Genomic DNA, 11958 nt, shown 5'->3' on the forward strand with positions numbered 1-11958 from the left:
AAGACACGCACTGCCATGTACATGCTGACAAAAGGCAGCTGCATATAAAAGACCCGACTGGGTTGAAAAAGAGGAACACGATGTCCGGCGCAACCGTAATCGCACACCCGCTGGTCCAGCATAAGCTGACCCACATGCGGAGAAAAACAACCCCGACGCAGGACTTCCGCCGCTTGCTGCGCGAAATCTCTTTGTTGCTGTGCTACGAAGTAACACGCGACCTGAAGATGACCACCCAGTCCATCGAGACACCAGTTGCTGAAATGGATGCACCGGTTCTGGCTGGTAAAAAGCTTTGCTTCGCCTCCATCCTGCGTGCTGGTAACGGCCTGCTGGAAGGCATGCTTGAGCTGATCCCATCTGCGCGCGTTGCGCATATCGGTCTCTACCGCGATCCTAAGACCCTTGAAGCCGTTGAATACTACTTCAAAGCGCCTCAGGAGCTGGAAGAGCGTCTGGTGATCGTTGTTGACCCAATGCTGGCAACTGCAAACTCTGCAATTTCCGCTGTTGATCGCCTGAAGAAGCGCGGCGCAAAGAACATGGTGTTCGTTTGCTTGCTGGCTGCTCCTGAAGGTGTTGCGCGCTTCAACGAAGAACATCCTGACGTGCCAATCTACACTGCGTCCATCGATGAAAAGCTCAACGAAAAGGGCTACATCATCCCGGGTCTCGGTGATGCTGGTGACCGGATGTACGGTACAAAATAAACTTTCTTGGTTTAGAAGCGTCAGGCATCAGGTCTGGCGCTTTTTTCTTGAAGGCATCCTCAAGAAATACAGACAGAAATACCGGAGACGATACGCATCTCAAAACTGTGTATTCGTCCTTTATGAGGTGTAGACCGTGTTGTAAGGTCATGCGCGCAAGGGGATGATGGAATGCCTAATAAAGCTCGTACCCGTTTGAAGGTTTGCTGTATTTCAACTTCGGGTGAAGCAGCCACCGCTGTTGCTTGCGGCGCCGATGCTGTCGGTCTTGTTGCCCACATGCCGTCCGGTCCCGGTGTGATCGAAGATGACCTCATTCTCAATATTGCCCGGCAAGTCCCGCCAGCTGTCGCAACCTGGCTCCTCACATCACGTACCACTGCAAAAGACATCGTCGAACATGTGCTCACCTGCGGCACCAATACGGTTCAAATTGTCAAACCAATTGATCCGGGCGAATATCAGGAACTGCGCTTGGACCTGCCTGCCTGCACACGCATCGTGCAAGTTGTTCATGTCGAAGACGAGTACTCCTTTGAAATCGCACAGGAATATAGCCGCGTTGCGGATGCGGTTCTGCTCGATTCAGGCCGTCCTTCAGAAAATGAACTTGGCGGAACAGGCCGAACGCACAACTGGGATCTAAGCCGCCATATTGTCGAGAAACTCGATATTCCGGTATTCCTTGCCGGTGGACTTACCCCTCAGAACATCATCGAAGCAGTTGAGACTGTAAAACCCTACGGCGTAGATGTTTGCAGCGGCGTGCGTGTGAATGGTCGTCTCAACCGAACTCGATTATCAGAATTTGCTGCGGCAATTGCCTGTACCTGAACACTAGGTAGATTTCCGGAAATCCTAGGTTTTTAATTAGAATTCTTGCCTTTTTCTTCGGCTCGGCTGTATACCTATGAAAAGTAATGGGCAAAACACTGAGTGATCTCTGAACACGGCGAAAGACCGGGATGTTGTAGTGTCCAGAAGATGTGGGGGCGCACGTGCAACGTTATATCTGGGTCATGGTTGTCGTCATTTGTGTCGCGTTGATCGTGCCTAAGGTGCTCGAAGAGCGCTTGCTGGGCGTCGTTGAGGTGCACGACTCTCAGCCCGTAAACGAGCCTCAGAAAACCTCAAAACGCATCACCAGAATTCGCAAGGCTCCCAATGGCCACTTCATGGCGACCATCAAAATCAATGGTCACAAGACGTCAGCTCTGATTGATACGGGTGCAAGTTTGCTCGCCATACCTTACAGCATCGCACGTAAGGCTGGCATAAGGGTGCGCAACGAAGATTTCACTGTCGAAGTGCGCACTGCAAACGGCATCACATCGGGGGCATCAGCCTCTATTTCAAATCTCTATCTGGGTTCAATTCATATACGCAACGTTAAAAGCCTAATCCTTAAAGATGAAGCGCTCTCACAGGTGCTTTTAGGGATGTCTGCGTTGAACAGGCTTGGCAAAATCACGCTCGGCAACAAAGAGCTCGTGATAGCACCAAGATAACCAAAAAAATAAACCCTGCTTTCTGCTGCTCTTAGACTGGCGGTATCCTTTTGTCTTGCTTGTACTAATTCTCGTTTCATAGGAGGTTGGTATGGAATGAATGACCTGGGGGGAGGCAGGTCTGCAATGGAAAGGGAAAGCAGTGGCTATTCGTGATTTCGGTGAACTGGAAAACCGGGAAATTGTCAAAGAAGTGACACTGCATGGCGGCAACCTTACCGCAAGCATCCTCACCTATGGCGCTACAGTTCGCAGACTGCAACTGGGAGATCGCGACCTGACACTCGGCTTTGACAATCTGCGCGACTATGAACTCCACTCCCCGCACATGGGCGCGGCAGCAGGTCGTTGCGCCAACCGCATCGCAAGCGGTTGTTTCTCAATTGGCTCTGAAGAATTTCAGCTCTCTGTGAACGAAGGCGGACGACATCATCTGCACGGCGGGCACAAAGGCTTCGCCCATCGGATCTGGACCATTGAAGAAGCCAGCGAGGACAGCGTTTTACTCTCTTTGGAATCTCCGGATGGCGAAGAGGGATACCCGGGCACTGTCCAGATCACCTGCCGTTATACCCTGACCAAAGACAACACGCTGCGCATCGAATTCTCCGGCACCACAGACAAGCCAACCCTGCTGAATCCGGCGCATCACAGCTACTTCAATCTGGGTGATCATGAGGATGTTACCAGGCATCAGATCATGATTCCTGCGCGCTCTTACCTCCCTGTTTCTGATCAGCTGATCCCGACTGGTGAGATCGTTGATGTTGTAGGAACACCCTATGATTTCCGTGAGATGCGCGAGATTGCCGACGCGCAGGATTCACGCTTCGATAACAATTTCTGCCTCAGGCAGTTCCGTCTGAAAAAGCCTGAGTTATCCGCTGTAGTGTTTGAGCCTGAGACTGAGCTCAAGATGGAAGTCTGGTCAACAGAGCCCGGCATCCAGTTCTATGACGGCAGTTCCCTCAATACCCCGGTTCCGGGCTTTGGCGGCAAAATGTATGGCCCTAGAGCAGGCCTGTGTCTGGAACCTCAATGCTGGCCAGACAGTCCAAACCATGAAGAATTTGCGTGTTCCACGCTTCAACCCACTGAGCACTATATACAAGTAACCGAGTACCGTTTCATCTGATGTGCAAAGGAGAGACAGCACATCAGTTGTTGTAAAGGACGATAACAGTGAAGACCATTTTCTCACCTGATCAGCTGTTGCATGCCCCGACCAAAGAAATCTCTGATGGGCAGTTGGTTCCCGCCAATGAGATCCCGTCTCGTGCCGAAATTGTTCTTGCGCACCTCAAAAAAGCGCAGTTCGGTGAGGTGCTTACACCAAATGAGTTTTCTCTGGACCCAATCCTCAAGGTACATGATGCAGATTATGTCACCTTTCTGCAGGATTTCTGGAAGCTTTGGCTGGCAGAAGGGCGCACAGTAAAAGAGGTCTTCCCGTTCGTCTGGCCCGTACATGGTCTCAGACATGACATTGTGCCGGATCACATCGACGGAAAGCTTGGTTTTTACTCGTTCGATGCAGGCTCACCCATGGGCGAACACACATGGGTCGCAGCGCGCAAAAGTGCGGAAACCGCTCTGACAGGGGCGGAATTGATCCTGTCAGGTGATAACTCCGCCTTCGCACTCTGTCGTCCTCCGGGCCACCACGCACATCGTCGCCTTTATGGTGGCTATTGCTTCCTGAACAATGCAGCGATTGCCGCGCAATACCTGCGAGATCAAGGCGTTGCCAAGGTCACGGTCTTCGACGTGGATTACCACCACGGCAACGGTACTCAGGCAATCTTCTATGACCGCGCTGACGTGCAGTTCCTCTCCATCCATGCAGACCCGAAGGTTGAGTTCCCTTATTATCTCGGCCATGCGAATGAGCGGGGCTTGAAAGAGGGCGCAGGGTACAATCACAATTATCCTCTGCCACACGGCACTGCATGGGCTCAGTGGGAGGAGGCGATGGAAGACGCCTGCCACTCCATCGAGAAGTTCGCGCCGGATGTCATCATAGTCTCTCTGGGTATGGATCCATACGAGAATGATCCGATCTCTCAGTTCAAGCTGAAGACGGATGATTTCACAAAAATCGGTGCCCGCATTGCCAAACTAGGTAAGCCAACATTGTTTGTGATGGAGGGCGGATACGCTGTTGGGGATCTGGGCATCAATTGCACCAAAGCGTTAAGCGGATATCTCGATACTGTGAAGGTTGGCTCCTGATCAGCTAACACGCTCAGAAACCTATGTTTTATGTAGTGACGGGGAAAGATCTTTCCCGCCACTTGTGTCTTGCCGCAATGCCCCTCTTGAAAGCGGCCCACAATATGCGTACATCCTTGCGAACTGAAATTTCTTAAAGCGTATTCCCGTAAGGTGGGGAACGGTTTACGGATAACAACACGCGAGACCACGAGGGATTAAAGCAGCACAGCCAGTCTGACGAAAGGCGGCTGCTTTAAGTGATCAAAGAATGCCAGAGCAAAATCTAAGAAAAACAAGCCTTCTGTGGTTATTTTGCAATCCGTTTGGACGCATCTCCAAAGGCGTCTACTGGCTGGCAACGGCACTGATCTTTTGTGTTTTATCCATCGCAGTGAATGTCGCCACAAGTTCGCTTGCCGACACCTATATCGAAAACGGAACATCAGATCTCACACTGGCACAGGCCTACAGTGATCTGCTGACTACAAATCCGTTGCTGTACCCCTTGCTGCTTATCGCAAACTTTATGGTGTTCATGCTGGTGATCAAACGGTTACAGGACCGTGGTGTCACTGGTTTCGTTGCGCTGACACTCTTCTTGCCATTCCTGAACCTTCTGGTGCCAATCATTGTTGGTTTCCTCAAGAGCCAGGAAGGCCCTAACAAATACGGTCCGGCATCCAACACCCGCCCATTACAACGCAAAAAATAAGCGTTTATGTTGAGATTTTGCGTTGCTATGTGCCAGTGAAAATCACGAAGTGCTGGCAACTCGTGATTGACCATCAGGCACAGCACAGCTAAATCTCGAGGCATGACTGATACGCTTTCTCCTGCGGTACAGATCTGCCGCGACCTAATCCGCTGTCCAAGTGTCACCCCAGCTGAAGGTGGTGCTCTCACCACACTTGAAAAGCTGCTCGCTGACGCCGGTTTCAACGTCTCTCGTGTGATGTTCTCCGACGAGAACACGCCCGACATCGAGAACCTGTTTGCAACCATTGGCTCAGGCAAACCACACTTTGTGTTTGCAGGCCACACTGATGTTGTGCCAGTTGGAGATGAAGCAGCCTGGACTCACGGCCCGTTCGACGGCACCATCGCAGATGGCATGCTTCATGGACGCGGAACCGCAGATATGAAAGGCGGCGTAGCAGCGTTTGCCGCTGCAGCAATCGACTACGTTAAAGCGCATCCAGATGGAATTCCCGGCCAAATCTCCTTCCTGATCACAGGCGATGAAGAAGGTCCGGCAATCAATGGCACTGTTAAACTGCTGGAATGGGCCAAAGAGCAGGGACACGTTTTCGATGCCTGCATTGTTGGCGAACCAACCAATCCGGATGCGCTGGGAGATGCGATCAAAGTTGGCCGCCGCGGGTCACTGACGGGCACTGTAAAAACCAACGGAACCCAGGGCCACGTTGCTTATCAGCATCTTGCGGACAATCCGGTCCCAGGCATGCTCAAGCTACTGAGTGCAGTTGCTGGGGTTGAGTTGGACAAAGGCAACGAGCGGTTCCAGCCGTCCAATCTGGAAATCACCACGGTTGATGTCGGCAACACCGCGACCAACGTCATTCCAGCCCACGTCATGGCGAAATTCAACATTCGCTTCAACGATCAGTGGTCCGTCAGCTCTCTGAGCCAGCACATTGAGAAACTTCTGAACGATGCTGCACCGGAAGGCCTCGACTGGAGCATAGAGTTTGCCAGAGAAGCCACCGACAGCTTCCTGACTTATGATGAAGCGCTGATCCAGACCCTGTCCAATTCCATCAAGACGGTCACTGGTCGCACACCAGAGCTGTCCACCGGCGGCGGAACCTCAGATGCACGCTTCATCAAGAACTATTGTGCTGTAGTTGAGTTCGGCCTTGTTGGTCAGACCATGCACAAAGTTGACGAGCACGTTGCTGTGGCTGACATCGAGCAGCTCGCAGACATTTACCTCCGCTTCCTGCAAGATTACTTTCAGGCATAGAAATACTGAGAGTATAGAGTTTTGACGTTCCCTAGCATTCAAGAAATTCAAACCTATACCACTGCGTCTTGGGATGTGGTATTGGGTAAAACAGAAGCGATGCAGCGGTTTGATCTGTCTGCGCAAGGATTCTGGCGTTCATTCTATGCTTTGTTTATCGCCATACTTCTCGGAGAAGTTGGTTCACTTGTCGTTTCATTACTTGCTGATGATGGTAGTTTTTTTGAAATCGGTGCGTTCTTCACGGAGTGGACCAATGAGCCTGCCCTTTTAGCATTTAGCTATGCGTTTGTTCTTATTTTTCCAGCACTGCATTGGGTCACATTTGCTTTTGTTATCGGACGTTTCGCAAATAGATTAGGCATTCAAGAAACATATAGCAGTTACATTATTGTCCGGAATTGGGCTTGGATTTTCTTAGCCTGTTTTGGGCTTCTCGTAGAAATGATGATACGTTTATCTGGTTCAGCCTATCAGGAGCTAGTGCTTTCTTATCTTTGGATGTTTTTCGAGTATTGGGTATATTTTAGAGTGGCCCGACTGGTAGCAGTAGCATCAATACCGGTTTCACTAGGACTGGTTGCTCTGGAATATATTGTCGGGATAGTTGTGGTACTAATACCAAGTTTGCTGATCAATCTGATTGTGGTCTTGGTCTTTTAGGCTGGTTTGGGCTGAAGGGATGTTTTGATGGTTCTTAGCACACAGGAAATTCGCCAGTCCTGCATTGCATCCTGGAGGATCATGAAGGGCGAGACGGAAGCGCTGCAGCAGTTTGATCTGTCTGCAGATGGCTTCTGGCGCTCCTTTCTGGTCATCTTCCTTCTGCTTCCGTTTTATCTGCTGAGCCTGATCGCAGAGCATGCGTTGATGGTTGAGCATTTCACCACGCAGGGACAAGAGAGCACTGAGATGGTTGCTGGGGGCTTCCAGCTGTATTTCGGTAAGTTCCTCTCCCTGTTTGTCGACTGGGTCACATTCCCGATCGTTGTTGGGCTTCTCGCTGGATCGTTGGGGCTGAAACGCAGCTACGGCCCATACATCATCGTCCGCAACTGGAGCACGCTGATCATTCTGCTCCCGCAGACACTGCTGTATCTGCTTTATATGGCGGGGCTCATTCCCTCAGAACTGCTGATCATGTTGACCTTCCCGATCATCGGGTGGGTGCTGTGGTACAGATTCCAGATTGCCCGTGTTGCAGGGGATTGCAGCTTCTCAATCTCGATTGGTCTGGTGGTTCTGGATCTGGTGCTTTCCATCCTGATCAGTGCGTCGCTTGACCGACTATTTGCGTAATAATACCTATTTTTCACGCACCCCTTTAAATTTTCAGTAGCGCTCATCCCAGTTTCCGCGCACACTTAACGTGGAGGAAAATTGGGAGGGACGGAATGTCAGACAATCATCTGACTGTGCCTGCGGGTGCGCAAAACTCACAGCACAAACTGGCGAAACCGATCGTGCGTCAGGTTACTCTGGAGGATATAACAAGCTCCCTGAAGCTTGGAATTCTGGACTTTGTGAAGACGCCGGTTATTGGCCTGACCTTTGGCGCCTTCTTTGTCGTCGGAGGGGTACTGGTCACGCTGCTCTCGTTCTGGGTGGACATGAGCTACATCAGCTACCCACTGGCCTGTGGCTTCCTGCTTCTGGGACCATTTGCAGCTTTGGGGCTCTATGAGGTTTCCAGACGACTGCAGGCAGGCGAGACACCGCGCATAAGCGGCCTGTTTACACTGATGTGGGAGCAACGCCGCGGCGAAATTGCCTGGATGGCCTTTGTCGTCATCTTCATCCAGTTCCTATGGATGTTTAAGGTCCACCTGTTGCTGGCCCTCTTTTTGGGAATGCAGGGCTACGGCACATTTCTGCAGTTTGCGCAGACGATCTTTGAGACCTCTGATGGTCTCCTGTTTCTGTTGGCTGGTCACCTTGTCGGAGCGTTTTTCGCCATGCTGCTGTTCGCAGTCAGTGTGGTGTCATTCCCGATGCTGCTGGACACGGAACTGGATTTCGTGACTGCAATGATCACAAGCTTCAAGGTGGTGACGGGAAGCCCGGTGATCATGGTAGGCTGGGGATTGCTCATCACAGCGATATTGATGGCTTCAATGATCCCTATGTTTGTTGGCTTGCTGGTTACATTGCCAGTGCTCGGCCACACAACATGGCATCTTTACAAACGGGTCGTGTCATTCGAAGAAAAGTAAGACCTTGTGTAACCGGAGGTGGACGGCCTCCGGTTTCCTAACGACTTAACGGAATGAAGAGAGACTTAGTCTTCTTCATCCGCTGGGGCTTCATCAGCACCAACGTTTTTCAAGCTGTCCTGATAGGCAAGGAACGAAGCTTCATCCTCTTCTGGACTGCGATAATCGACCTGCGTGAGATACAGCCCCTCAGGCACAGCAACAGGCCCGCAGGCTTGTCTGTCACAGGCTTCCAGTGCCGCTCTCAGATCGTCCTTAGTCCAGCGGCCTTCACCCACAAGACGAAGGCTACCCACCATTGAACGAACCTGATTGTGCAGGAAAGAGCGGGAGCTGCATTCTAGGAACACGTGATAGCCTTGACGATAAACGCAGATGCGCTCCATCGTCTTCCACGGGCTCTTCGCCTGACAACGCGTATGGCGGAAGGTCGTGAAATCATGATGACCCAGCAGCACTTGCGCCGCGTCGTTCATAGCCTCTGCATCCAGCTCCGGCTTCACATGCCATGCCAGCCCAAGGTCGTGTGTCAGCGGCTCAAGACGGTTTGCGATCTTAAAGCGATAATGACGGCGGATTGCTGAAAACCGGGCATCAAAGCCCAGACCTGCCTTTTCACAAGCCAGAATAGCAACAGGGTCCGGTTGCGCATGAAAGTTCAGCGCATTCTTCACGGTTTCTGCAGGCCAATCCTTTGCAAGGTCCAGATGCGCCACCTGACCGGTCGCATGCACACCAGAGTCCGTGCGTCCGGCACCGCCAATGGTCACTGTCTCACCCGTGAAGGACTTGATTGCGCGCTCAATAACACCCTGGGCTGTCGGCCCGTTGTCCTGACGCTGCCAGCCAACAAAAGGGCGTCCGTCATAATCAATGGTAATTTTGTAACGCGGCATTCTTGTTCTTTGCAAAGGTTAGGCAAGCAGACTGTAAGCCAGTTTGCAGGGCGTGAGGCAGGCATGAACCTGCAGGATATCTCTGAAATTTTGCGCTGTACTATCAGATTTGAATGGGCAAGGCCAGACCCGATAGCGAGGCGTAAAGGAACCTACTCAAACTCTCGAAAAGGTGTGGCATAGGTAACTTCAACCGGCAGGTCTTCTCGTCCTGCCTGCGTAAAAGGCAATGCCATAAAGATTGGCCCGGCATATGGTCCTTGCACCTTCTTGGCCAGTTCGCTGTCAAAACCAAAGCGGGAGTAGTAATCAGGAGCCCCTAACACCAGAACCAGGTCTTCCCCCAGTCCCTGCAAGTCATCCAATGCTTCCTGAATGAGCTTTGTGCCAACACCTTTGTTTTGAGAGGATGGATCAACGCAAACCGGTGCAAGGCAGCTGATTTTCAGGCGGTGTCCTTCTCCCGTTCCCGTCACACGGGAAAATGCCAAGTGGCCGAGCAGCTTGCCGTCATCGTCTGTCGCAATCCGTTCAAGAACCAACGCACCACAAGCACGCAGTCGCTCAACCAGGCGTCCTTCGTTGCTCTGCCCAAAGGCTTTGACGAGCAAAGACAAAATCGCAGGCTCGTCATTCTTTTCAGGCGTACGGAGACCAACTTGATCCTCTCCAATCTGGTGGAACTCAACCATGATGCCTCCGTGCTTCCTGATGTTTCTTAAGAAAAGCCTATCTGATTAAACAGGGTCAGGAAACCGTGTCTCCGGCACTAAGCTTAGAGCCACGTAAAAATTCATCAGCAGACATCGCCTTTTTGCCAGCCCGTTGAACCTGAACCAGCTTGATCGCACCAGAACCGCACGCAATGGTCAGCGTGGTCTCATCAACAACCAGGACCTCTCCAGCAGCGCCTGCACCTTCAGCGACACTGCTGCGCAGGATTTTCACGCGCTCAGGGTTCTTGCCACCCAAATCCATCTCACACCATGCACCGGGGAATGGAGAAAGGCCGCGAATGTGGTTGTGCACCTGCTCAGCTGGCAAAGACCAGTCGATGCGTGTTTCGCTCTTCTGGATCTTCTTGGCGTAGGTCACGCCCTCTTCAGGTTGAGGCGTAGCACCAAGACCACCACGAGACAGAGCAGACAGCGCACGCATCATCAAATCGCCGCCCAAAGCAGACAGACGGTCATGCAGCTCGCCTGCTGTCATGTCTTCAGTAATCGCAACGGTTTCAGACATGCACACAGGGCCAGTATCCAGCCCTTCTTCCATCTGCATCACCTGAATGCCAGAGGCCTTGTCGCCAGCCATGATTGCCCGGTTAATCGGGGCCGCACCGCGCCAGCGTGGAAGTAAAGAGGCATGGCCATTCAGACAGCCGTGCTCAGTGCCTTCTAAAATGGCTTTTGGCAGTAACAGGCCATAAGCCACAACAACAGCCACATCAGCTTCAAACGAGCGGAACCGTTCCTGTTCGTCTTCGCTTTTCAGGGAGGTTGGTGTGAAGACAGGAATGCCAAGGCTTTCAGCAGCTTCATGCACCGGCGTCTTCTTCAGCTCCATACCGCGTCCAGCTTTGCGTGGGGGCTGCGAGTAACAGGCAACCACATCCCAACCTTGCCCGACGATCTCAAAGAGAGTTGGAACGGAGAAATCAGGAGTACCCATAAAGATGACGCGCAATGACATAGCTGACCTGCCTGGCTTTAATTCTTGTGTTCCAGACTTAATGCGTCAGCTGGTAGGGAAGGACAAGGAAAAAACAACAAAAAAAGCGGCTCTCCAAAGAAGGCCGCTTATTCCGCTTGCAGTACTGAGTTGATCAGGCTTGTTTTGCCTGCTTGATCATCTTCTTCACGATCCGGTCACGCTTCAGTCGGGACAGGTAATCGATGAACAGCACACCGTTCAGATGGTCCAGCTCATGCTGAATGCAGGTGGCCAGCAAACCGCCAGCTTCAATTTCCTGCTTCTCACCTTCAATGTTGAGGAAGGAAACGCGCACTTCGCTTGGGCGCTCAACATCCTCGTAAACGCCAGGAATGGACAGGCAACCTTCCTGATAAGTGCTCTTCTCCTCAGACGACCACGTGATCTCTGGGTTGACGAACACCATTGGCTCTTTCTCGACGGAATCGTCTTCTTCGCTCTCGCGCTCTGCAACATCAAGAACGAACATACGCTTCAAAACGCCAATCTGACTTGCTGCAAGGCCAATGCCCGGCGCGTCATACATGGTCGCCAGCATATCGTCGGCAAGTTTTCTGATTTCGTCGTTGATGTCTTCAATCGGAGCGCACTTCTCGCGAAGGCAGTTTTCCGGGACAAATTTTATCTCGCGAATCGTCATAATTACTTTTGAAGTTGTTCTCGTTGCAAAGCTGTCTGCTCAACGTGAGGCCAGCTGATAGTGTTGTTTAGGCTTCATAT

The 11958-nt window shown here is 51.8% G+C and carries 14 protein-coding genes; 10 read left to right on the forward strand and 4 right to left on the reverse strand.

The genetic code is table 11. The annotated features are described in order from the left end of the window. The first annotated feature begins 80 nt into the window (after positions 1 to 80). The 10 genes from upp to PsAD13_RS05645 all read left to right on the forward strand — a co-directional run bounded on the left by upp (position 81) and on the right by PsAD13_RS05645 (position 8629). Entirely contained in the window at positions 81 to 710 is a 630-nt protein-coding gene (gene upp, locus PsAD13_RS05600) for a uracil phosphoribosyltransferase (RefSeq protein ID WP_063317515.1), read from the forward strand. A gap of 171 nt (positions 711 to 881) precedes the next feature. Further along, positions 882 to 1544 (forward strand): phosphoribosylanthranilate isomerase, encoded by a 663-nt coding sequence (locus PsAD13_RS05605; RefSeq protein ID WP_063286760.1) that lies wholly within the window; start codon positions 882 to 884, stop codon positions 1542 to 1544. 164 nt (positions 1545 to 1708) lie between these two features. Beyond that, positions 1709 to 2218, forward strand: a complete 510-nt coding sequence (locus PsAD13_RS05610) for a TIGR02281 family clan AA aspartic protease (protein WP_208986449.1) — start codon at positions 1709 to 1711, stop codon at positions 2216 to 2218. Positions 2219 to 2360: 142 nt separating this feature from the next. After that, complete coding sequence (locus PsAD13_RS05615; RefSeq protein ID WP_084404655.1) at positions 2361 to 3353, forward strand: aldose epimerase family protein; 993 nt, start codon at positions 2361 to 2363, stop codon at positions 3351 to 3353. A gap of 47 nt (positions 3354 to 3400) precedes the next feature. Then, positions 3401 to 4450 (forward strand): histone deacetylase family protein, encoded by a 1050-nt coding sequence (locus PsAD13_RS05620; protein WP_063317518.1) that lies wholly within the window; start codon positions 3401 to 3403, stop codon positions 4448 to 4450. 250 nt (positions 4451 to 4700) lie between these two features. Next, positions 4701 to 5144 (forward strand): DUF805 domain-containing protein, encoded by a 444-nt coding sequence (locus tag PsAD13_RS05625; protein WP_057464176.1) that lies wholly within the window; start codon positions 4701 to 4703, stop codon positions 5142 to 5144. A 102-nt stretch (positions 5145 to 5246) separates the two neighbouring features. After that, positions 5247 to 6416, forward strand: a complete 1170-nt coding sequence (gene dapE, locus PsAD13_RS05630; protein ID WP_063317519.1) for a succinyl-diaminopimelate desuccinylase — start codon at positions 5247 to 5249, stop codon at positions 6414 to 6416. A gap of 21 nt (positions 6417 to 6437) precedes the next feature. Next, positions 6438 to 7079: a hypothetical protein gene (locus tag PsAD13_RS05635; protein WP_063317520.1), complete on the forward strand. Its 642-nt coding sequence runs from the start codon at positions 6438 to 6440 to the stop codon at positions 7077 to 7079. Between the two features lie 27 nt (positions 7080 to 7106). Further along, on the forward strand, positions 7107 to 7715 hold the full coding sequence (locus tag PsAD13_RS05640) for a hypothetical protein (RefSeq protein ID WP_063317521.1): 609 nt from the start codon (positions 7107 to 7109) through the stop codon (positions 7713 to 7715). A gap of 95 nt (positions 7716 to 7810) precedes the next feature. Further along, positions 7811 to 8629, forward strand: coding sequence for a DUF2189 domain-containing protein (locus PsAD13_RS05645; protein WP_063317522.1), 819 nt, complete (start codon positions 7811 to 7813; stop codon positions 8627 to 8629). A gap of 65 nt (positions 8630 to 8694) precedes the next feature. Here the strand turns inward: PsAD13_RS05645 and truA are convergent, their stop codons facing one another. The 4 genes from truA to def all read right to left on the reverse strand — a co-directional run bounded on the left by truA (position 8695) and on the right by def (position 11878). Further along, positions 8695 to 9525, reverse strand: a complete 831-nt coding sequence (truA, locus tag PsAD13_RS05650) for a tRNA pseudouridine(38-40) synthase TruA (protein WP_063306327.1) — start codon at positions 9523 to 9525, stop codon at positions 8695 to 8697. A gap of 152 nt (positions 9526 to 9677) precedes the next feature. Next, on the reverse strand, positions 9678 to 10217 hold the full coding sequence (locus PsAD13_RS05655) for an N-acetyltransferase (RefSeq protein WP_057464171.1): 540 nt from the start codon (positions 10215 to 10217) through the stop codon (positions 9678 to 9680). 55 nt (positions 10218 to 10272) lie between these two features. After that, a complete protein-coding gene (gene fmt / locus PsAD13_RS05660) occupies positions 10273 to 11217 on the reverse strand; it encodes a methionyl-tRNA formyltransferase (protein WP_063317523.1) in 945 nt (314 codons plus the stop codon). 133 nt (positions 11218 to 11350) lie between these two features. Next, the gene (gene def, locus PsAD13_RS05665; protein ID WP_057464169.1) at positions 11351 to 11878 is read right to left on the reverse strand and encodes a peptide deformylase; all 528 of its coding nucleotides are present in this window, start codon (positions 11876 to 11878) and stop codon (positions 11351 to 11353) included. Positions 11879 to 11958: the final 80 nt, after the last annotated feature.

The organism is Pseudovibrio sp. Ad13, from assembly GCF_001623225.1.
Taxonomy (GTDB): Bacteria; Pseudomonadota; Alphaproteobacteria; order Rhizobiales; family Stappiaceae; genus Pseudovibrio.

Bases quoted from the DNA above. Each gene is read 5' to 3' on its own strand.
- upp (WP_063317515.1), top strand. From the start codon at position 81: ATGTCCGGCGCAACCGTAATCGCACACCCGCTGGTCCAGCATAAGCTG.
- PsAD13_RS05605 (WP_063286760.1), top strand. From the start codon at position 882: ATGCCTAATAAAGCTCGTACCCGTTTGAAGGTTTGCTGTATTTCAACT.
- PsAD13_RS05625 (WP_057464176.1), top strand. From the start codon at position 4,701: ATGCCAGAGCAAAATCTAAGAAAAACAAGCCTTCTGTGGTTATTTTGC.
- dapE (WP_063317519.1), top strand. From the start codon at position 5,247: ATGACTGATACGCTTTCTCCTGCGGTACAGATCTGCCGCGACCTAATC.
- PsAD13_RS05640 (WP_063317521.1), top strand. From the start codon at position 7,107: ATGGTTCTTAGCACACAGGAAATTCGCCAGTCCTGCATTGCATCCTGG.
- PsAD13_RS05645 (WP_063317522.1), top strand. From the start codon at position 7,811: ATGTCAGACAATCATCTGACTGTGCCTGCGGGTGCGCAAAACTCACAG.
- truA (WP_063306327.1), bottom strand. From the start codon at position 9,525: ATGCCGCGTTACAAAATTACCATTGATTATGACGGACGCCCTTTTGTT.
- PsAD13_RS05655 (WP_057464171.1), bottom strand. From the start codon at position 10,217: ATGGTTGAGTTCCACCAGATTGGAGAGGATCAAGTTGGTCTCCGTACG.
- fmt (WP_063317523.1), bottom strand. From the start codon at position 11,217: ATGTCATTGCGCGTCATCTTTATGGGTACTCCTGATTTCTCCGTTCCA.
- def (WP_057464169.1), bottom strand. From the start codon at position 11,878: ATGACGATTCGCGAGATAAAATTTGTCCCGGAAAACTGCCTTCGCGAG.